This window comes from Amphritea sp. 1_MG-2023 (genome assembly GCF_030547545.1).
In the GTDB taxonomy this organism is placed as follows: Bacteria; Pseudomonadota; Gammaproteobacteria; order Pseudomonadales; family Balneatricaceae; genus Amphritea.
The window spans coordinates 18,856-38,938 of record NZ_JAUOQE010000023.1; the positions used below are offsets into that span (position 1 = coordinate 18,856).

18 protein-coding genes are annotated in these 20,083 nt (G+C 49.1%); 11 read left to right on the forward strand and 7 right to left on the reverse strand.

Annotation, left to right across the window (positions count from 1 at the left end):
• Positions 1–89: 89 nt before the first annotated feature.
• From Q4488_RS12690 to Q4488_RS12705, 4 genes are all read right to left on the reverse strand, one after another.
• Complete coding sequence (locus Q4488_RS12690) at positions 90–1,349, reverse strand: DEAD/DEAH box helicase (RefSeq protein WP_303580851.1); 1,260 nt, start codon at positions 1,347–1,349, stop codon at positions 90–92.
• A gap of 163 nt (positions 1,350–1,512) precedes the next feature.
• Positions 1,513–2,088 (reverse strand): phosphoribosyltransferase, encoded by a 576-nt coding sequence (locus Q4488_RS12695; RefSeq protein WP_303580852.1) that lies wholly within the window; start codon positions 2,086–2,088, stop codon positions 1,513–1,515.
• A gap of 38 nt (positions 2,089–2,126) precedes the next feature.
• Positions 2,127–2,705, reverse strand: a complete 579-nt coding sequence (locus tag Q4488_RS12700) for a phosphoribosyltransferase (protein WP_368411577.1) — start codon at positions 2,703–2,705, stop codon at positions 2,127–2,129.
• A 102-nt stretch (positions 2,706–2,807) separates the two neighbouring features.
• Positions 2,808–4,154 (reverse strand): 8-oxoguanine deaminase, encoded by a 1,347-nt coding sequence (locus Q4488_RS12705; RefSeq protein WP_303580853.1) that lies wholly within the window; start codon positions 4,152–4,154, stop codon positions 2,808–2,810.
• Positions 4,155–4,775: 621 nt separating this feature from the next.
• Between Q4488_RS12705 and xdhA the strand changes: the two genes are divergently transcribed.
• The 4 genes from xdhA to guaD all read left to right on the forward strand — a co-directional run bounded on the left by xdhA (position 4,776) and on the right by guaD (position 10,842).
• Positions 4,776–6,215, forward strand: coding sequence for a xanthine dehydrogenase small subunit (gene xdhA, locus Q4488_RS12710; RefSeq protein ID WP_303580854.1), 1,440 nt, complete (start codon positions 4,776–4,778; stop codon positions 6,213–6,215).
• A complete protein-coding gene (xdhB, locus tag Q4488_RS12715) occupies positions 6,208–8,583 on the forward strand; it encodes a xanthine dehydrogenase molybdopterin binding subunit (protein ID WP_303580855.1) in 2,376 nt (791 codons plus the stop codon). Before xdhA ends, xdhB begins: the two co-directional genes overlap by 8 nt.
• 66 nt (positions 8,584–8,649) lie before the next feature.
• Entirely contained in the window at positions 8,650–9,480 is an 831-nt protein-coding gene (gene xdhC / locus Q4488_RS12720; protein ID WP_303580856.1) for a xanthine dehydrogenase accessory protein XdhC, read from the forward strand.
• 51 nt (positions 9,481–9,531) lie between these two features.
• The gene (guaD, locus tag Q4488_RS12725; RefSeq protein ID WP_303580857.1) at positions 9,532–10,842 is read left to right on the forward strand and encodes a guanine deaminase; all 1,311 of its coding nucleotides are present in this window, start codon (positions 9,532–9,534) and stop codon (positions 10,840–10,842) included.
• A 133-nt stretch (positions 10,843–10,975) separates the two neighbouring features.
• Here the strand turns inward: guaD and Q4488_RS12730 are convergent, their stop codons facing one another.
• The gene (locus tag Q4488_RS12730; protein WP_303580858.1) at positions 10,976–11,698 is read right to left on the reverse strand and encodes a GntR family transcriptional regulator; all 723 of its coding nucleotides are present in this window, start codon (positions 11,696–11,698) and stop codon (positions 10,976–10,978) included.
• Between the two features lie 464 nt (positions 11,699–12,162).
• On the opposite strand from Q4488_RS12730, the gene Q4488_RS12735 reads away from it, so the two are divergent.
• The 3 genes from Q4488_RS12735 (at position 12,163) to Q4488_RS12745 (ending at position 15,675) form a co-directional block, all read left to right on the forward strand.
• A complete protein-coding gene (locus tag Q4488_RS12735; RefSeq protein WP_303580859.1) occupies positions 12,163–13,608 on the forward strand; it encodes an NCS2 family permease in 1,446 nt (481 codons plus the stop codon).
• Between the two features lie 155 nt (positions 13,609–13,763).
• On the forward strand, positions 13,764–14,174 hold the full coding sequence (locus Q4488_RS12740; RefSeq protein ID WP_303580860.1) for a GFA family protein: 411 nt from the start codon (positions 13,764–13,766) through the stop codon (positions 14,172–14,174).
• A gap of 157 nt (positions 14,175–14,331) precedes the next feature.
• A complete protein-coding gene (locus Q4488_RS12745; protein WP_303580861.1) occupies positions 14,332–15,675 on the forward strand; it encodes an FAD-binding oxidoreductase in 1,344 nt (447 codons plus the stop codon).
• 26 nt (positions 15,676–15,701) lie between these two features.
• Here the strand turns inward: Q4488_RS12745 and Q4488_RS12750 are convergent, their stop codons facing one another.
• Positions 15,702–16,244, reverse strand: coding sequence for a lipocalin family protein (locus Q4488_RS12750; protein WP_368411578.1), 543 nt, complete (start codon positions 16,242–16,244; stop codon positions 15,702–15,704).
• A 141-nt stretch (positions 16,245–16,385) separates the two neighbouring features.
• On the reverse strand, positions 16,386–16,742 hold the full coding sequence (uraH, locus tag Q4488_RS12755; protein WP_303580862.1) for a hydroxyisourate hydrolase: 357 nt from the start codon (positions 16,740–16,742) through the stop codon (positions 16,386–16,388).
• A 329-nt stretch (positions 16,743–17,071) separates the two neighbouring features.
• On the opposite strand from uraH, the gene puuE reads away from it, so the two are divergent.
• From puuE to Q4488_RS12775, 4 genes are read left to right on the forward strand one after another with little or no spacing between them, the layout of a single operon-like run.
• Positions 17,072–17,995 carry an allantoinase PuuE gene (puuE, locus tag Q4488_RS12760; RefSeq protein ID WP_303580863.1) on the forward strand — a complete coding sequence of 308 codons (924 nt, stop codon included), beginning with the start codon at positions 17,072–17,074 and terminating at the stop codon, positions 17,993–17,995.
• Complete coding sequence (gene uraD / locus Q4488_RS12765; RefSeq protein ID WP_303580864.1) at positions 17,992–18,513, forward strand: 2-oxo-4-hydroxy-4-carboxy-5-ureidoimidazoline decarboxylase; 522 nt, start codon at positions 17,992–17,994, stop codon at positions 18,511–18,513. Before puuE ends, uraD begins: the two co-directional genes overlap by 4 nt.
• Before the next feature lie 47 nt (positions 18,514–18,560).
• Entirely contained in the window at positions 18,561–19,550 is a 990-nt protein-coding gene (alc, locus tag Q4488_RS12770) for an allantoicase (protein ID WP_303580865.1), read from the forward strand.
• Between the two features lie 11 nt (positions 19,551–19,561).
• Positions 19,562–20,071 (forward strand): ureidoglycolate lyase, encoded by a 510-nt coding sequence (locus Q4488_RS12775; protein ID WP_303580866.1) that lies wholly within the window; start codon positions 19,562–19,564, stop codon positions 20,069–20,071.
• The last annotated feature ends 12 nt before the right edge of the window (positions 20,072–20,083 follow it).

The window sequence follows — 20,083 nt, forward strand, 5'->3', positions numbered from 1 at the left end:
TCAAAAACAAGTTTAATCCAGCCCTTTATTACCACAAAAAACGCATACGCTAGGGTGAATAATCATTAACCCTATTGTAACCGTCTCAACTACTTCGATTTTTTACTCGACCGGCCAGCCGCCGGTTTACTGCGAATAATTTTGGTGCGGCCCGCTTTATTGGTTCGCGGACGGTGTGCCTTTTTCGTCATCTGCTTACGTAAGTTATCCCGACTACCCACTTCATAACCGGGCATATAGATCCGCTGAATCCGAGCACCGATCAGTCGCTCTATATCATCCAAGGCACGCTCTTCTTCACGACTCACGAAAGAGATCGCCTTCCCCTGCGCGCCTGCACGCCCCGTACGGCCAATCCGATGAACATAGTCTTCGGCAAGGTAAGGAAGGTTATAGTTAACCACCAACTCCAAACCCTGAATATCCAAGCCACGCGCAGCGACTTCGGTAGCAACCAACACCTGTATTTTGCCCGATTTAAAATCAGCAATGGCGCGTCGGCGTGAACCTTGAGATTTATCGCCGTGACAGATAGCGGCACGAATACCGTCAATTTTCAGATCCACCATCAGTGAATCGGCCTGCGCTTTAGTACTGGTAAACACCAACACCTGAAACCACTGATGCTTATTAATCAATTCCGCAAACAGATCAGCCTTACGCTTTTCTTCAACGGGGTAAACCACATGTTCAATAGTATCGGCAGTAACATTGAGTTTCGCCACCCGCACGGTTTCATAAGGCGTCATCAGTTGCTTCGCCACCGTGTTCACCGTGGGTGATATGGTCGCAGAAAACATCAGGGTCTGATGTTTTTTCGGTGCCTGTTGCAGCAACGCGCCAACATCGGCAATAAAGCCCATATCCAACATACGATCGGCTTCATCCAAGACGACAAATTCAGCCTTTGCCAAGCTCACATTACATTGCACCACATGTTCAAGCAGCCGTCCGGGAGTGGAGATAAGAATATCAACGCCCGCTTTAAGCTTTTTCTGTTGCCCATCCATATTGACGCCGCCATAGAGAGCGGTCACCGTTAACGGCATAAACTGAGCATAACGTTTAATCGTCTCGGCTAACTGCTCGGCAAGCTCTCGAGTGGGAGTCAGAATCAGCGCACGCGGGCAGCCCGACTCTGTCGGCTTAGGCCGATCGCTCATCTGTTGCAATATAGGCAAACTGAAAGCAGCGGTTTTGCCGGTACCCGTTTGCGCGTTCGCCAGCACATTTTTACCCCGACGGGCCGGCACAATCGCCTGCTCCTGCACGGGGGTCATCTGGCTATAGCCACAGGCATCAAGGGCCTGTTGAATCTCTGGGGCAAGATCTAATGCTGAAAACTTCATGATAAATCCTCTGTCTACCTTGCTATAGCTCAGGAAGGGCGAATAGATTAAACGGCCTTAGGCACGGCATATTCACCCCTTCCCTGAATTTTGGGCACATATCATAAAGGATTTCATCCATTTTAGTGAGACTGATTACCGTTGTTTGAGGCGATAAGGAAAATCAGCGCTGCACCGTCTCCATAATCGCTTGTAACCCCGGTTTATTCGCGAAGATCTCCGCTTGCGTTAATCCCACCATCTCATAGGGCAGCACCAACCATTTATCGCTGCTGTGAATATAGAAATCGGGGGTTCTCGCGGTACGATTATGCGCGGGTTTAAACCAAGGCACCGCTACTTTAACATCGACGGGCATATTTCGTTTGGCGCGCTCGGATAACTGCGATAACACCGCCTCAATACTTTTACCCGAACCAAACACATCATCCACAATCAGCAATTTATCGTCACGATTGAGGTTTTCTAACAGATAGCGCAAGCCGTGGGCTTTGATACTGTTATCACCTTCAATCATCGATTGATAACCCGGCAAACCACGATAGGAGGTGCGAATCGAGATATGATCCGTTTTAATGCCTAAGTATTGCAGACACTCCTGCACGTAAATACCCACGGTGCTGCCCCCGCGCCAGATACCGACAATAAAATCGGGACGATAACCACTTTCAAAAATCTGCGCCCCTAGACGAAACGAATCACAGATCAGTGCCTGCTCAGTAATAAAATGTTTTTCCACAATCTTCACCTCTTGAGGATAATGCTGTTACTGAAGGCTCAGTCCGCATCAGGCAGCAGATGGCCAATAATGTCGAACAGCTCTGGACGATGCTGTTGTAACTCCTCAACCGTTAAACCCTCCAGTGAGTGCGGATACTTCAGCCAAGCGTCGGTTTCATGCAGATAGTATTCGGGATCAACCCCGGTCTTATTTCGCGTTGGCTTAAAATAAGGTACCGCAATACGAATATCTTCCGGGCTATTCAAGCGACACTTTTCACGCAATTCGGCAATCACCGCTTGAATCGTTAGTCCCGTGTCATATACATCATCGACAATTAACAAGCTATCGGTCGCTTGAATATTCTTAATCAAATAATCCATACCATGGACTTTTACTTTCTTCGCCCGTTGATCGATCTCATCGGCATAGGATGAGGTGCGAATCGCGATATGATCACTCTGCACGCCGTAGTAAGCGAGAAACTCTTGCACCGCCACGCCAATCGGCGTTCCTCCTCGCCAAATGGCGATAATATAGGTCGGTTTAAAGCCGTCATTGATGATCTTGGCGCCCAAGCGAAAGGAATCATCTAGTAAGGTTTGTGCATCGAGGTAGGTTTTCTGAACCATCATTATTCACTCTATCTGTGATCGATAGCACCTGAACCTTGACCGCCATGATCGCTGAAATCAAAGGCATATTGTTCAGGTGCTCATCGTTCAGGTGCTCATCGTTTAAACCGCTAAACGCTGCGCTAATGTTTTTTGCCGTTGAATTAAGGCCTCGAGATCAAAGCCATCGATAGCTCCATCAATCACTCGCCAACGTCCTGCCACCATAACCCGATCGGCTTGATGTGCGCCACATAAAACCAACGCCGCCAAGGGATCTCCGGCACCGGCAAAGCGTAGCTCATCCAATTTGTACAACGCAATATCGGCCTGCATACCGACCTTGAGACGGCCAAGATCATCCCGCCCTAAACAACGGGCGGAACCTTCGGTTGCCCAAGAGAGTACTTTTTGATGCGTAATGTCGGCCGCCGCATAACGTAATCGACCTAACAAAAACGCCTGCCGTACTTCTTGAATCATATTCGAACCATCATTGGATGCCGAACCATCCACGCCCAATCCCACTGGGCTACCGGCCCGTTCCAGATCCAGCGTAGGGCACAATCCGGACGCTAGCAACATATTCGAAGAGGGGCAATGACTGATACCGGTACCTGCCGCCCCTAAGCGGCGAATCTCCTCGTCATTGAAATGAATACCGTGAGCGAGCCATACACGATCGTTCAGCCAACCGACTTTCTCTAAATAGTCTAACGGCCGTAAACCAAACATCTGTATACAAAAATCGGTTTCATCATGAGTTTCAGCCAGATGAGTATGCAACCTAACACCATACTGTTGCGCTAATGCCGCGCTGGCAGTCATGAGTGCTTCACTCACCGAGAAAGGCGAACAAGGCGCTAAGGCGAGACGTGACATGGCTCCCGCCTTGGGATCATGATAACGCTGAATTAATCGCTCACTATCAGCTAAAATAGCCTCTTCAGACTGCACCGTTGATTGTGGAGGTAACCCGCCATCCTCCTCACCTAAGCTCATCGAGCCACGGGTCAGATGGACACGCACGCCCAACTTTTCAGCCTGAGTCATCTGAATATCAATGGCATTTTCTAAGCCCGCAGGAAACAGATAATGATGATCACTGGCCGTCGTACATCCGGATAATAATAACTCCGCTAGCGCTACCTGCGTCGACACCTCGATCATCTCTTCGCCCAGCTTCGCCCACACAGGATAGAGACTTTTTAGCCAGCTAAACAGTGACTTATTCAGTGCTTGAGGATAAGCACGCGTCAATGTTTGATAAAAATGATGATGACTGTTTATCAATCCCGGCAACATCACATGCTCACGGGCATCAAACACCTCATCCACCGGCATGCTAGGCTGCTCGCCTTTAGCCAGTACCTCGGTGATTAACTGATTTTCGACTACGACACCTCCGGCACTGTCACTTTCAAGACTGACCAGTGGTGCTTTAATCCAGATACGTCGATGACTGTTCATGTTTTCCCATTCCGCTTATATCTTTGGCTTATACATGGCGTATGTCCTGATGCCATCTTTATATCGTCAGCTAGTGCCGTCTACTGCGAGTCGATGGATGACTCAACATTAACAGTTAACGGCTGCAAACGCGCTCTCACACCTGCCATAAAAACAGGCGCAAGCATTACCATGGCGCAATATTGTCCACAATTATCGCATCAAATAAAGACAATATTTACTAAAAAGTAGTTTAAAAACGCTTATAAACAGGCAAAAATGTACCCAACCAGCAAAACCCATCGTTCATTAAAAGCCATAAAGCGCCTTTATTCAGTGCATTTGACAGAAAAACTGCGCAGTAATAGTTCAAAAAACCATCAACACTAAAAATTGTATACAATTTATTAAAAACGTATTGAATTCGCATAATTCTGATTATGCAAAAAATATCATTTTTAAAAATATATTTACCAGTTAAATAGCCTAATAAATAACACAAAATAAAAATATAACTCTACTCTAACGACCCGTTACCGATAAATGGTGATCATCTGTATCTTGACTTAAAAGTCAGCTTTCATTTTAATCATTGGATACATTGACAACAGCATCACTAACTCAAGTCAGAAGGAGTCCGCTTTGATCAGCTTCTTAGTCGATAAAGAACTGCGGGTTGAACAACACCCAGACCCCAACATGACAGTGTTAAATTATCTGCGTAATCAGTTGGGTAAAACCGGCACTAAAGAGGGTTGTGCCTCTGGCGATTGCGGAGCCTGCACGGTGGTCTTGGGTGAATTAGACGGTGATCAAATCCGTTATAAAAGTATCAATGCCTGCCTGACGTTCATCTCAGCGCTGAATGGCAAACAGCTCATCACCGTTGAAGATCTGAAACAGGGAGATCAATTGCATCCAGCTCAGCAAGCGATGGTGGATAAGCATGCCAGTCAGTGCGGCTTTTGCACCCCAGGCATTGTGATGTCGATGTTTGCGCTCGGTAAAAATATCGCTCAACCGAATACAGAAGAGATCAATGAAGCGCTCGCCGGTAATCTGTGCCGCTGTACCGGCTATCGCCCCATCATTGAGGCGGCACAATCGATGTATGACGATGTCACACCGGATCGCTTCGCCACCGAACAACAGCAAACCATTGCTCAACTGCGTAAAATACAGCCACAACAACCGGCTGAACTGAGTGATGGCCATAAACGTTCATTCAATCCCACCCGTTTAACCGAACTGTCCGCGTTGCTCGAACAGTACCCTGAGGCGCGCATGGTGGCGGGCGGCACCGATCTGGCCTTGGAAGTGACTCAATTTCACCGAGCCATCGACACACTCATCTATATCGGTGATATCGAGGCGCTTAAACAGATTGAAGTATCAGAGACGCAAATAACGTTAGGGGCCGCCGCCTCGCTCACCGATTGCTATACGGCGCTCAATGCTGACTACCCAGATTTAGGTGCCCTACTCCACCGCTTCGCCTCTTTGCAGATTCGTAATCAAGGCACGCTAGGGGGCAATATTGGTAATGCCTCTCCGATCGGCGATTCGCCGCCGGCGTTAATCGCACTCAATGCAAAAATAGTGCTGCGTAAACAGGATCAATGCCGCACTCTGGACCTGCAAGATTACTTTATTGATTATAAGCAAACCGCACAGCAACCCGGTGAGTTCATCGAAAAAATCATTCTGCCCCGCGCAGCAGATAACGGCGAGTTCCGCTGCTATAAGATTTCCAAACGCTTAGACGATGATATATCGGCTGTCTTAGGCTGCTTTAATCTGCAGATTCATCAAGGTGTTATACAATCTGCGCGAATCGCTTTCGGTGGCATGGCGGCTATTCCTAAACGCGCCACAGCCTGTGAACAAACGCTGCTAGGTGCCCCTTGGAATATGGCCACCATCGAATTAGCGAAGCAAGCACTGCTTGAAGATTTTACGCCGATCTCCGACTTTCGCGCCTCGCAAGCCTATCGTACACAGATCGCCACGAATCTCCTGAGCCGCTACTTCATCGAACTTGAAACGCCTAACGTCACCACACGGGTAACCGCTTATGTCTAATCACACGCACAAGCCTCTCAGCCACGCAGCGATGTTAGCGTTAGCAAAACAAGACCTAACCACCGGTGTCGGTCGCCGCGTCAAACATGAGAGTGCGGCCAAACAGGTTAGCGGTGAAGCGATTTACATCGATGATCGACTCGAATTTCCAAATCAGCTACATGTGTATATCCGCACCTCGGATCAGGCGCATGCTCGCATTCGTCATATTGATACAGCGCCTTGCTATACCATTCCCGGTGTCACCCTTGCCATTACGGCTAAGGATATCCCTGGCCTCGTCGATATTGGCGCATTAAAACCCGGCGATCCGTTATTGGTTGAAGAGCTCGTGGAGTTTTTCGGTCAACCGGTGCTCGCGGTTGCGGCCAGTGATCTTGACACTGCACGTCAAGCGGCGATGGCGGCAATCATCGAGTATGACCCCCTAGAGCCGGTGCTCTGTGTCGAACAAGCGCTACAAACTGAACACTTCGTCAGCGAACCTCATACTCACCAACGAGGCGATGCCAGCGCCGCATTAGCCGCAGCCAAGCATACTCTCTCAGGCCACGTGCATATCGGCGGGCAAGAGCATTTCTATCTGGAAACCCAGATTTCATCGGTGGTGCCGACTGAAGATGGCGGTATGATTGTTTACTCGTCGACGCAAAACCCCACCGAAGTGCAAAAACTCGTGGCGGAAGTCCTCGATATCCCTTTCAATAAAGTGCAGATCGATATGCGCCGGATGGGTGGCGGCTTTGGCGGTAAAGAAACACAAGCAGCAGGGCCTGCTTGTATCGCCGCCGTCGTGGCGAAGTTAACCGGACGTCCAACCAAAGTGCGGCTGCCACGCATGGAAGATATGATGATGACCGGTAAACGGCACCCCTTCTTCAATCAATATCACGTCGGTTATGACGATAACGGCATGATCACCGGCTGTGAAATGAAACTCGCCGGTAACTGCGGTAACTCACCCGACCTATCCGATTCCATCATCGACCGTGCGATGTTCCACAGTGATAACGGCTATTATCTAGGCGATGCCACTATCACCGGCTATCGCTGTAAAACCAATACCGCATCCAATACCGCCTATCGTGGCTTTGGTGGGCCTCAAGGCCTGATCATGCCGGAAATCATTCTCGATGAGATTGCCCGTCAACTCGGCAAGGACCCGCTCGAAGTACGCAAACTGAACCTCTATGGCGGTGAAGGCCGAGATACCACTCACTACTATCAGAAAGTTGAAGATAATATTCTACCCGAACTGTTGGCTGATTTAGAACAGAGCAGTCAGTATCAACAGCGACGCCAAGAAATTAAAGCCTTCAATGCCGATAGTCCAATTCTTAAAAAGGGTTTAGCCCTCACACCGGTTAAGTTTGGTATCTCCTTTACCGCTTCATTTTTAAATCAGGCCGGTGCGCTGATCCATATCTATACTGATGGCAGCATCCATCTCAACCATGGCGGCACCGAAATGGGTCAGGGCCTAAACACTAAAGTGGCACAGATTGTCGCGGAAGAGTTTCAGGTCGATTTCGATACCATTCAGATCACCGCGACTAACACCGATAAAGTCCCTAACACCTCTCCGACCGCCGCCTCCTCCGGCACAGACCTGAACGGTAAAGCGGCTCAGAATGCCGCACGCACCATCAAGCAGCGGTTAATTGATTTCGCCGCTCAGCACTTCAGTGTGAGCCAAGAAGATGTTGCGTTTCGTAATAATCACGTACTGATTCGAGATCAGGTGATGGCCTTTGCGGATTTCATTCAACTGGCCTATTTTAATCAAATATCGCTCTCTAGCACCGGCTTTTATCGCACTCCGAAAATTTATTATGATCGCGAAACCGCGCGCGGCCGTCCGTTCTATTACTTTGCCTATGGCGCGGCTTGCAGCGAAGTGGTGATCGATACCCTAACGGGTGAATATAAAATACTGCGAGTGGATATCCTTCACGATGTCGGCGCTTCGCTCAACCCGGCTATCGATATTGGTCAAATTGAAGGCGCCTTTGTGCAGGGTGCAGGCTGGCTGACCACAGAAGAGTTAGTCTGGAACGATCAGGGCCGCTTAATGACTTCAGGCCCCGCCAGCTACAAAATTCCGGCGATAACCGATATGCCGATTGATTTTCGCGTACGTTTGGTTGAAAACCGTAAGAACAAAGAAGATACCGTCTTTAACTCGAAAGCCGTGGGGGAGCCACCCTTTATGCTCGGTATCTCGGTGTACTGCGCTATTAAAGATGCGATTTCGAGTCTCTCGGATTATCGCCTCAGCCCTGCACTCGATACACCGGCCACGCCGGAGCGAGTATTATGGGCGGTGCAAGCCATACAACAAGATAGCCTTAAGCTATCAGCCAACTAACCTGCGGGCCGACCTTCGCCCCGCTAACAACGGCGCGAAGACCGGTCAGTCAGACGGAGCAAACCGATGAATCATGAGTGGATCACAGCGCTGAATCAGTTTGCTACCGAGGCAACTCCCGGCGTCATCATCACGGTCGTCGAGGAACGTGGCTCAACCCCGCGTAATGCCGGTGCGAAGATGATCATCAGTCAGGCTGAACAATTTGACACCATCGGCGGTGGGCATCTTGAGTACAAGGCGATCAAAATTGCCCGTCAGATGCTGCAGCAGAAACAGCATCAGCCTCGGTTAGAGCGCTTTACCCTCGGTGCCAGTCTGGGTCAATGCTGCGGTGGTGCCACCACCCTGCTATTTGAGCCGATCAATACGGATACGGTGGAGATCGTTGTTTTTGGTGCCGGCCATGTCGGTCGCGCACTGATTAGCATACTCGCCAGCTTACCTTGTCGAGTCCGTTGGATTGATAGTCGTGAAGATCAATTCCCAAAGGTCATTCCTGACGGGGTTATCCCCTGCATCAGCGAGTTTCCCACCGATGAAGTGGCCAGCCAAGCCGCTAATAGCTATTTCATCGTTATGACTCATAATCATCAACTCGATCAAAGTCTCACCGAAGCCATTTTACAGCGTGATGATTTTGCCTATTTTGGTCTGATTGGCTCGGCGACCAAACGGCATAAGTTTATCCACCGATTACACGCTAAAGGCTTTAGCGAATCGCAGATTAAGCGCATGACCTGCCCCATGGGGATTGCCGCCGTGAAGGGTAAATTACCCGCAGAAATTGCGGTATCGGTAGCGGGTGAAATCATTGCTCATTACAACGCAAACTTCGGCTGTGAGCAACCCTCAGCACCGGCCGATACAACCATTATTGAACGCTTGGCCATCTAATCGTCAGCGATTCGATAGACTTCATATAGACCAATACTCTGAGAAAGATCAATGACACAATCTGCTATAACAGCCTATCGCGCCGCGATTCTCGACAGCCTTGGCGATCCCGCTGAAGTCGGGATCGACAACAGTTATCGCTATTTTAAAGATGGATTGATGGTGATCGAAAACGGCCACATTACTGCCCTAGGTGAAGCCTCCGATCTATTGGAAACGCTGTCAGCGGATATCACGGTGAAACACTATAGCGATGCCCTGATCATCCCCGGCTTTATCGATACCCATATTCATTATCCGCAAACCGGTATGATCGCCTCATACGGTGAACAACTGCTCGATTGGCTGGAAAACTACACCTTCCCAGCAGAGCAAAAGTTTATCGATCCACAGCATGCCGCCGAAGTCTCCGATATCTTTATCAATGAACTACTGAGAAATGGCACCACCACGGCACTAGTCTTTGGTACCGTACATTCAACCTCAGTCGATGCTTTTTTCCACTGCGCTGAACAGCATAACCTGCGCATGATCGCCGGTAAGGTGATGATGGATAGAAACGCCCCCGCGGCACTCACCGACACGCCGGCTAGCAGCTATGCCGACAGTAAAGCCCTGATTGAGCGCTGGCACGGTAAGGGACGTTTGCATTATGCGGTCACGCCTCGTTTTGCCCCCACCAGCACGCCAGAGCAACTCAGCCTTGCGGGCAAGCTGCTACAGGAATACCCAGGCTTGTATCTGCATACTCACCTGTCAGAGAATAATAACGAGATTGCATGGGTAAAAGAGCTCTTTCCCGAGCAGAAAGGCTACCTCGATGTATATGATCATCATCAATTACTCGGTGAACGCTCGGTCTTTGCTCATGGCGTGCATCTGTGTGATGACGAGTGTCAACGCCTCGCAGACACAAACTCGGCGATCGCCTTCTGCCCTACCTCTAATCTATTTCTTGGCAGCGGTTTATTTAATCTACCTCAAGCAGAAACCTATAAAATCAACGTGGGTATGGGCACCGATGTCGGCGCTGGCACTAGTTTCTCGATGCTACAAACCATTAACGAAGCCTACAAGGTGATGCAGCTACAGGGACACAAACTACACCCCTTCAAATCGTTTTATTTAGCCACGCTCGGGGGGGCAAAAGCGCTACAGTTGGAGGATAAGATCGGTAATCTCGAACCCGGATCTGAAGCTGACTTCGTGGTACTCGATTACAACTCAACGCCATTGATGAAATACCGAATGGCACAAACACAATCACTGGAAGAACGCCTATTTGTGATGATGACACTGGGGGACGATCGAGCCATCAAGGCGACTTACGCGATGGGTAAGCCGGTGTATCGCCGAGATTAGCATTACAATGACACAGCAACAAACACAGACAACGCCCCACAGGGCGTTTGAGTGACTGATATCTTTGCCTCAGGCCTGCTAAGCAGGCCTCAATAGGCTTCACACAAGCGTGACTCGGCGCTATTAAAGGCGCTTATTTACGCACATGAGAGAAGATCGCTTTAAGGTCTCTTGGTGGCGTGTGATCATCAAGATCAAGCTTCTCTTCAATATGATCTAAATGATGCATCATCAATTGAGCCGCCTGCGGCTTATCACCATTGGCCAATGCCTCGATTAACTCATAGTGCTCATCGTAGGAACAATGAGATCGCACATGGTTCTCATATTGTGCAATCGCTAACGAACTCAATGATACAAGACTCCGCTGAAAGCTGAGTAGAGGTGGGTTATTGGCTATCTCAGCTAACAACAAGTGAAACTCGCCTGATAAACGAATCCCGGCCGCCCGATCACCTTTTTCAAAGCAGGCTTGCTCATTGCGCACACTCTGCTTCAATTGCTCAATCTGTGTTTTATCGGCCTCGTCACACACCAACTCAACGACCGCTTTCTCGACCACTCGACGGGCAAACAGAATACGTCGAGTATCTTCGTTCGATGGACTCGCGACGACGGCCCCTCGATTAGGCCGTATGACCACCACCTGCTCATAGCTCAGGCGCGATAAAGCTCGACGGATAATCGTTCGACTCACACCAAAGATATCACCGAGTGATTCCTCATTCAGTTTCGTGTTTGGGGCTAAACGCTGTTCCAGAATCGCATCGAAGATGTGTTCATAAACGATATCATCCTGCGTTTTTTTACCGCTTTTTTTGATATCAATTTTTTTCATTTCAGATAATTGACTCATAAACCCTTCATTTCTCCAGGCAAGCCAAAAACTTACCTATAACAAAACCTACACCGCACAGTAATGATGGCTTAAATTTCGGGGAATGATACATAAAAGCTGAATTTCTGTACACAGAAGACAATATAGTTAGCCCTCGGTTAGGCCTCGCCATCCCCATGATGGCCCCCAGATAAAACCCAACAATGCCAACCGACGATCACCTCAGACGACTTCTATACCGCTCTTACCGATCATTTCAAGGGATAAAATGGGGGTAAATGACGTATAGACGTAAGATCATCAGCCGATTAGGATGTCATCAATAGGTTGACTTTTTTGTATACAATCTTATTCTAAAGACAAGCACAATTTCACGATTGTGCTCATTCAGGTATCGATCAATGAAATACGACTCCTGATAATGCAACACAAAACAACGCGGTTTAAATACCCAAGGGATATCCTAACGAGGAGTTAAAGTTGTGGAAAGCATACAATCAGAACATGCAAGCAAGGATCAGAGTCCGTCCTCAACATTAAGCTTCCTGGACCACCTTTTCAAACTCAGCCAACATAAAACCAATATCCGTACCGAAGTGATCGCCGGACTGACCACTTTTGTAACGATGTCTTACATTATGTTTCTTAACCCCATCATCATGAGCAAAACAGGCATGCCTTTCGATGGCCTGTTTTTGGCGACCTGTATCGGTGCCGCCATCGCGACGATATTTATGGGAGTCTACGCCAACTGGCCCATCGGTTTAGCACCCGGCATGGGACTTAACGCCTTTTTTACTTTCACCGTTGTCATGGAGATGAATTACAGCTGGGAAATCGCCCTTGGGGCGGTATTTCTATCGGGCATTCTCTTTGTCTTGATGAGCGTCACTCGACTACGGGAATGGATGTTGGAGAGTATTCCCATGAGTCTACGTCTCGCAATGACTGCCGGTGTCGGCTTATTCCTGGGTTTTATTGGCTTACGCTTTACCGGTCTTATCGTACCGAATCCGGATAACGTGGTTGCGCTGGCAGATCTGACTCACTTCGGTTTCGGTGCCTTTGGACCTGAAGCACCGGCACTGGGACTACTCAGCTTTCTTATTATCAGTGTGCTGAGCTACCTGCGCGTGTTTGGTTCAGTCATCATTGGTATCGTCATAACGACCGCCATTGCCTTTCTAATGAGCGCCTTGCTACCGGTGGATTTTTTCACCGTCACTTCGGATAGAGCGCCCACCTCGGGCTTTATGGCTTGGCCTGAAAATGGTCTGCTGGCGGTGCCAAACTTTGCCGATATCGCGCCAATCTTCATGAAATTGGATATTATGGGTGCGCTTGATGTCGCCCTGATACCGGTGATTATTACCTTCCTGTTTGTCAATATTTTCGATACTGCGGGCACCCTCATGGGCGTGGCACATCGCGCTAATCTGCAAGATGAAAATGGTAAAATCGAAGGCTTAGATAAATCCTTAAAAGCCGACTCGATCTCCTCTGTCATTGGTACGGCCTTTGGCTGCCCTCCGGTCACCTCTTATGTTGAGTCTGCAGCGGGTGTCGCAGCTGGCGGGCGCACCGGTCTAACCGCCGTTGTGATCGGCCTCATGTTTCTATCAGGGGTATTCTTGTTACCTCTAGCTCAGATGTTGCCGGGCTTTGCCGTTGACGGTGCATTGATCTACGTAGCCATGCTCATGATGGGCTCACTAGCCAGCATCGATTGGGACGATCTCACCGAATTTGCGCCGGCCCTGATGACCACCATTATGATGCCGCTGACATTCTCCATCGCTAACGGTATCGCTATCGGCTTTATCACCTATACGGTGATGAAAGTCTGCACCGGTAAGGCCGATACGATTACCACCGGTGTCTGGGCACTCACCGCTATCTTTGTCGCTAAATTCATCTTCCTACCTTAACAACGAGAACCCCCAAAAGCCCTCTGCGGACGGCTTTTGGGGCCAATAATAATCGCTGCTACTTGCTCCCCCTCTTGCTTCAACTATCGTTACTGAACTACAGTAGGCTTTCAAATAATCAGCGATTGATGATGTCAGTTTATCTGGAGATGACGATGACTTATCCCATTCAAGGCTCTTGCCAATGTGGCAGCGTAAAATATACCTTATTAGCAGCCCCGCAACTGATTCAAGCCTGTCATTGCCTCGAATGTCAGAAACTCTCCACCAGCGCCTTTAGTGTAACGGCGGTGGTGAACGCCAGCTCAATTAAGTTTGAAGGTGAGATGCAAGAGTGGCGTAGGCCCGCTGATAGCGGCAATATTTCTGCCGCCAAGTTTTGCCCGACCTGCGGGAATCGAATTTACCACTTTAATCCTGCCGAGCCTGATGCCATCAAGTTAAAACCCAGCACCCTATCAGATACGAGCATTATCAAACCCACTCGGCATATTTGGGTCAGTCAAAAACAACACTGGTATCAAATACCCGAAGGCGTTGTAACATTTGAAAAACAAGGGGCTTAATCACTGAGTTGATGGGCGAAGTCGTTACCCGCTGCGGCGCGGCCCTGAGTCACCGAACATACAAAAAGCCCCTATTGAGGCTGTATATGTTGAGATAAAAGCCATTCAGCTCGATATCTAAATACCCTTTATCACTCAATCAAAACGGCAGCTAACAATGATTAATCTAGACACCCCCATCGTCTTCAATGATTCACTACCTCAAGAAGTCGACGTGGTCATCATTGGTGGCGGCGTTATCGGTATCTTCTCCGCCCTAAATATTGCCCGCTCGGGCCGCAGTGTGATGGTCATCGAAAAAGGCCGTATCGCGGGGGAACAATCATCCCGCAACTGGGGTTGGATTCGTCAACATGGCAGAGATGCGGCAGAGCTACCCATCATGATGGAAGCAACTCGGTTATGGGAAAGCATTGATCAAGAGGTCAAAGGCCGTACCGGATTCAAACGAGTCGGCGTAATGTATCTTTCACAAACTGAAGCGGCTCAAGCACAACGCGAAACATGGCTCAGCACCGCCGCTGCACACGGTGTCGATACGGTGGCGCTGTCTAGCACGCAGCTAAAGCAATATATTCAGCTGGACAAACAATCGAAAAATCCTTGGGTTGGCGCAACCTTCACCGCCAGTGACGCCCGCGCCGAGCCTTGGCAAGCCATACCCGCCGTGGCAGAACTGGCTCACAGCGAAGGGGTTCTTATCAAAGAGAACTGTGCCGTGCGTAGCCTCGATATTGAAGCAGGAAAAATCACCGGCGTTATCACCGAAGCCGGTCCCCTCAAGGCGTCTCAAGTGATTGTCGCGGGCGGCGCTTGGTCATCTTTGTTTCTGCGCCGTCATGGGATCAATATTCCACAGTTATCGGTACGCGCATCGGTGGCCCGAACCGCCCCTCTAGAAAGCATTACCACCACCAGCTTTGCCGATAAACAGCTGGCCGTGCGTCGCCGCAATGACGGCGGTTACTCCCTCGCCCTCACCGATTCCCATGATCACTTTATTGGCCCAGATTCGTTTCGCTTACTGCCAAAATGGATCAAAACAGGGCTACAAAATATCCATGAGATCAGACCGTGGATTAACGAAGTGCCGCATTCACCCGATGCATGGCGGATGGCACGTCACTGGCATGCGGATGAAATAACGCCGTTTGAATTAACCCGTGTTCTCGATCCTGCTCCCGCAAAGGGCAAGGTTAAAGTGATGCAGCAACGTTTTGCAGAAAGGTTCCCACACATAGGCGAACCCAAAATATTGGATGCTTGGGCTGGTATGATCGATGCGATGCCCGATATCGTGCCTATCGTTGACCGAGTACCCGACTTAGAGGGACTGATTGTGGCAACGGGGATGAGTGGTCATGGTTTTGGCATCGGCCCCGCCTTCGGTAAAATCGTGGCACAGATAGTGAATAACGACAAAAGTCAGCATGACCTGTCCCGCTTCCGCTTCTCCCGCTTCAGTGATGGTAGCCGCTTAAACATCGGCCCCAATATATAAAGGGAGCAAACAACCATCCTTCGTGATCACCGATGCTGTTCAACCATAATCACAGCATCGGTATCGAAACCCCGCACCTTCGCCATCCGCATAAATTTTTGCAGGATCTCAGGTTGAACCTCAGGGGTGCGCGCAAGCAACCACAGATACGACGTATCAGGCCCAGAGACAAAGGCATACTGATAGCCTTGATGATCCAACTCAAACACGACATATGAACCGTAGAAGGGGCCGAAGAATGACACCTTCAGATAGCCTTGATCGCTGCCGTTAACAAAATAAGCCTTGCCTTCGACTTCTTGCCATGCCTCTGTGTCGCTAGAAAAGCCTCGGTTTAGCACCCTGACACCCCCATCGTCTCGTCGACTGTATGCAGCCGAAACCTGTGTCAATCCCCGCTCAAATGAGTGATCGAGCCGCGCAATCTCATACCACTGACCTAAATACCGGTCTAACTCAAACTGACTTACCGGGGTCACGCCCTTCGGCATACCTAAACAGCCATGCAGTAACAATACCGTCATCAGCGTTAATAAAATTTTCATCGCCGCTTGAGCCTCCTTACGCATCAGCATTTAACCTAGCATACGCAGTGCTTGTCGTTCAGATCAGTGACCTCAAAGGGCTTAAGCAGCATAATCACCTAAACAGGCTTATGCTGAGTAGCACTCAGCGAGCAATGCAAATATCATCATAACGGGCAATGGCTTTTAACTTCCTCGATAGGTTGAATAGCTATAAGGAGATATCAATAACGGCACATGATAATGCTCTGCTTCATCATTAATACCAAAACGCAGCACAACGTCATCTAAAAAAGCAATGCTGGGCAGGTCTACGCCACGTTGACGGTAGTAATCACCGACACTAAAGACCAACTCATAGACACCTTGTTTGAAGTCATCCCCCGTCAGCACGGGTTGATCACAACGACCATCATCATTGGTTAGCGTTTGCGCTAACCGCTCCCGGCTCTCATCATCAATGATCCGGTAGAGTACCACCGGAATATTGGCGCCGGGACAACCATGCGCCGAATCTAAAACGTGTGTTGTCAGATATCCCATCACCTTTCCCCTTGAGCCGCTTACATCACGTGATTATTTCTGACATGCTGTCAAAACCTTACTAAACACTATAAAACAACACCGCAAACGGAAACAACCAAGCATCGTTAAAATTGTATACATTTTTCAACGTTTTTTATCTCCTCTTGAACCACATCAGTCTATCGACTTTAATAGTGTATAGACGAACACACTCGCTGCAATACAGATTAAATCTGACTCTTTGGACAACTTTTTACTTGAATGATCTGCAATCAATTGTATACAATCAAGGCATTAGTTTTGCTAAACCAGATGACCACATCGATCATTATGTAAGGAGTTCCGCCGTGAATACCGATTATCCGCGCGACCTCATTGGATATGGCAACAACCCACCTCATCCACATTGGCCTAATGAAGCCCGTATTGCTATCTCTTTTGTATTGAATTACGAAGAAGGCGGAGAACGCTGCATTCTTCATGGTGATAACGAATCGGAAGCCTTCTTATCCGAGATGCCCGGCGCACAGGCGCTCGCTAATGTTCGCCATATGAGCATGGAATCCTGCTATGAATATGGCAGCCGTGCCGGCGTTTGGCGCTTATTAAAACTCTTCAAACAATACGATATTCCTTTAACTGTATTTGCGGTCGCCATGGCTATTCAACGTAATCCCGCCGTCGCCCAAGCGATGGTGGCCGCAGGTCATGAGATCTGCAGTCACGGTTTACGCTGGCTCGATTATCAATATACCGATATCGACGAGGAGCGCGAACACCTCTTACAAGCTATCGAGATTATCGAAACGATCACCGGTGAACGGCCACAGGGCTGGTATACCGGTCGCACTGGGCCAAATACTCGGCAACTAGTGATGCAAGAAGGCGGCTTTTTATATGACTCCGATGCTTACGATGATGATCTGCCTTATTGGCTCGATAACGCAGGCAAAGGACATCTAGTTATCCCCTATACCCTGGATGTTAATGATATGCGCTTTGCCACGGCACAGGGGTTTAACAGTGGCGAACAGTTTTATCAATATTTAAAAGATAGCTTCGATACCCTCTATGCCGAGGGTGAAGATGCACCAAAAATGATGTCTGTGGGTCTGCACTGCCGACTTGCAGGGCGTCCCGGACGCATCGCCGCACTGGAACGCTTTATTCGTTATGCTCAAAGCCATCCACAGGTATGGTTTACGCGCCGCATCGATATCGCCAAACATTGGCAACAGCAACACCCCTACCAACCGGAGCGTTGCCAATGAGCGGAACCTGCTTTCATAGCTGTACTCCCAGCCAGATGAGTCGTGCCGACTTTATTGCCACATTTGCTGATATCTATGAACACTCAGCGTGGATAGCCGAGCAGGCTTATGACCTAGGAATCGATAGCAGTCATAACCAAATCGATAACCTTCAAGCGCGCATGGCAAAGATCTTGCTTGATTCAGATCAAGCCGCGCAACTCAAGCTGATCAACGCTCACCCCGATTTAGCGGGCAAAGCGGCTATTGCCGGAGAGTTAACCGCCTCTTCGACCTCGGAACAAGCGGGAGCCGGCATCAGTGAGTGTACCGATGCGGAGTTTGCGCGTTTTACCGAACTCAATAACGCCTATAAAGCGAAATTTGGTTTCCCCTTTATTATGGCGGTCAAAGGTAGTCAGAAGCAGCAGATACTGACCGCTTTCGAGGAAAGAATTCATCACAGCCCGGCACAAGAATTTCAGCGCGCCTTGATGGAAATTAACAAAATAGCTCGGTTTAGACTGGCATCCCTCTAAACCCTATACCGTTAAGCGGTCATAATAGATACAAGGCGAATACATTTATGAGTCACGCTACATTTACAAAATATATCAATCTGGCCGATGCACGGCTCGGTAGTCAAGCGGTGTTTGTCACCGATGACTGGTTTGCAGCCGTTGATCGTATGCTGCAACCGCAAGCCCCAGTGTGGAAAGACGACGTTTACGATGATAACGGTAAATGGATGGACGGCTGGGAATCCCGGCGCAAACGCTTTGAAGGCTACGATTACGCTATCATTCGCCTTGGCGTTCCTGGCGTCATCAAAGGCGTGAATATCGATACCGCCTTCTTTACCGGCAACTTTCCACCTTCTGCATCGCTGCAAGCCTGCTTTTGCCCTGAAGGTGATCCGCACGATACTACCGAATGGACCGAACTACTGAGCGCTGTGAGCCTAAACGGTGATAGTCAGCATCTGCATGCGATTGATCATGCTGCCCCCTGGACTCACATTCGTTTGAATATTTATCCAGACGGTGGTATCGCACGTCTTAAAATCTACGGTATTCCTTATCTGGATTGGTCGAGCATCGATGCCAATCAAGAGATTGATCTGGCCGCTGCCATTAACGGTGGTCGCTCACTGGCCTGCAGTAATGAACACTATGGCACCATGAGCAACATTCTTAACCCTGGCCGTGGCATCAATATGGGTGATGGCTGGGAAACCGCGCGGCGCCGTACTCCCGGTAATGATTGGGTGATTATCGCACTGGGGCACCCCGGTGAAATCAGCCGTGTCTTAGTCGATACCTTACATTTCAAAGGTAACTACCCTGATAGCTGTTCAATTCAGGCCGCCTATGTCAAAGGGGGCACTGATGAACAGATTGAAACCCAAAGTCTGTTCTGGAAAGAGCTACTACCGGCCCAAAAACTCGCCATGCATCAAGAGCATCAATTCGAGCAACAACTCAAGCCGCTGGGCACTATTACCCATATTCGCCTGAATATATTCCCCGATGGCGGTATCAGCCGTATCAGGCTGTTCGGCAAACCGAGTCAATAAAGGATCACAGGATGCAGCGGATACTCACACCTGAGCCTCTAACGAAAGCACGCTTTGCCCCCTATGGTGATGTTATTGAAACCGAGGGCAGTGATTTTTTTATGATCAATAACGGTTCAACACAACGCTTTCATCGCCTATCTGAGGTGATGCTGAGTCAAGCGGACGATCGCGCCATTATTAGTATTTTTAGGACACAAAAGCTGAGCTATCCACTGCCGATCAAAATGCTTGAACGGCATCCTCTCGGCAGTCAGGCCTTTATCCCCTTAAAACAACATCCCTTTTTAATTGTCGTTGCCGAACCTGGGGAGCACCCCACCCCTAAATCCATCCGCGCCTTTATCACCAACGGTCGCCAAGGCATTAACTATCACAGCGGCGTTTGGCATCACCCAATACTCTGCTGTGCAGCAGAAGATGACTTTTTAATTGTCGATCGTGCCGGCGATGGCAACAATTGTGATGAACACTATTTTAATGATGAAGAGATGCTGCTTGAAAACCCGATTCGCGGCTGACATCCGCCGACA

Coding starts and splice junctions, on each gene's coding strand:
- Q4488_RS12705 (WP_303580853.1), bottom strand. CDS start 4,154: ATGAACAGTCATCGACGTATCTGGATTAAAGCACCACTGGTCAGTCTT.
- Q4488_RS12775 (WP_303580866.1), top strand. CDS start 19,562: ATGCAGCGGATACTCACACCTGAGCCTCTAACGAAAGCACGCTTTGCC.
- Q4488_RS12700 (WP_368411577.1), bottom strand. CDS start 2,705: ATGATGGTTCAGAAAACCTACCTCGATGCACAAACCTTACTAGATGAT.
- xdhB (WP_303580855.1), top strand. CDS start 6,208: ATGTCTAATCACACGCACAAGCCTCTCAGCCACGCAGCGATGTTAGCG.
- alc (WP_303580865.1), top strand. CDS start 18,561: ATGAGTCACGCTACATTTACAAAATATATCAATCTGGCCGATGCACGG.
- Q4488_RS12740 (WP_303580860.1), top strand. CDS start 13,764: ATGACTTATCCCATTCAAGGCTCTTGCCAATGTGGCAGCGTAAAATAT.
- xdhC (WP_303580856.1), top strand. CDS start 8,650: ATGAATCATGAGTGGATCACAGCGCTGAATCAGTTTGCTACCGAGGCA.
- Q4488_RS12690 (WP_303580851.1), bottom strand. CDS start 1,349: ATGAAGTTTTCAGCATTAGATCTTGCCCCAGAGATTCAACAGGCCCTT.
- Q4488_RS12745 (WP_303580861.1), top strand. CDS start 14,332: ATGATTAATCTAGACACCCCCATCGTCTTCAATGATTCACTACCTCAA.
- guaD (WP_303580857.1), top strand. CDS start 9,532: ATGACACAATCTGCTATAACAGCCTATCGCGCCGCGATTCTCGACAGC.
- uraH (WP_303580862.1), bottom strand. CDS start 16,742: ATGGGATATCTGACAACACACGTTTTAGATTCGGCGCATGGTTGTCCC.
- uraD (WP_303580864.1), top strand. CDS start 17,992: ATGAGCGGAACCTGCTTTCATAGCTGTACTCCCAGCCAGATGAGTCGT.
- Q4488_RS12730 (WP_303580858.1), bottom strand. CDS start 11,698: ATGAGTCAATTATCTGAAATGAAAAAAATTGATATCAAAAAAAGCGGT.
- Q4488_RS12750 (WP_368411578.1), bottom strand. CDS start 16,244: ATGCGTAAGGAGGCTCAAGCGGCGATGAAAATTTTATTAACGCTGATG.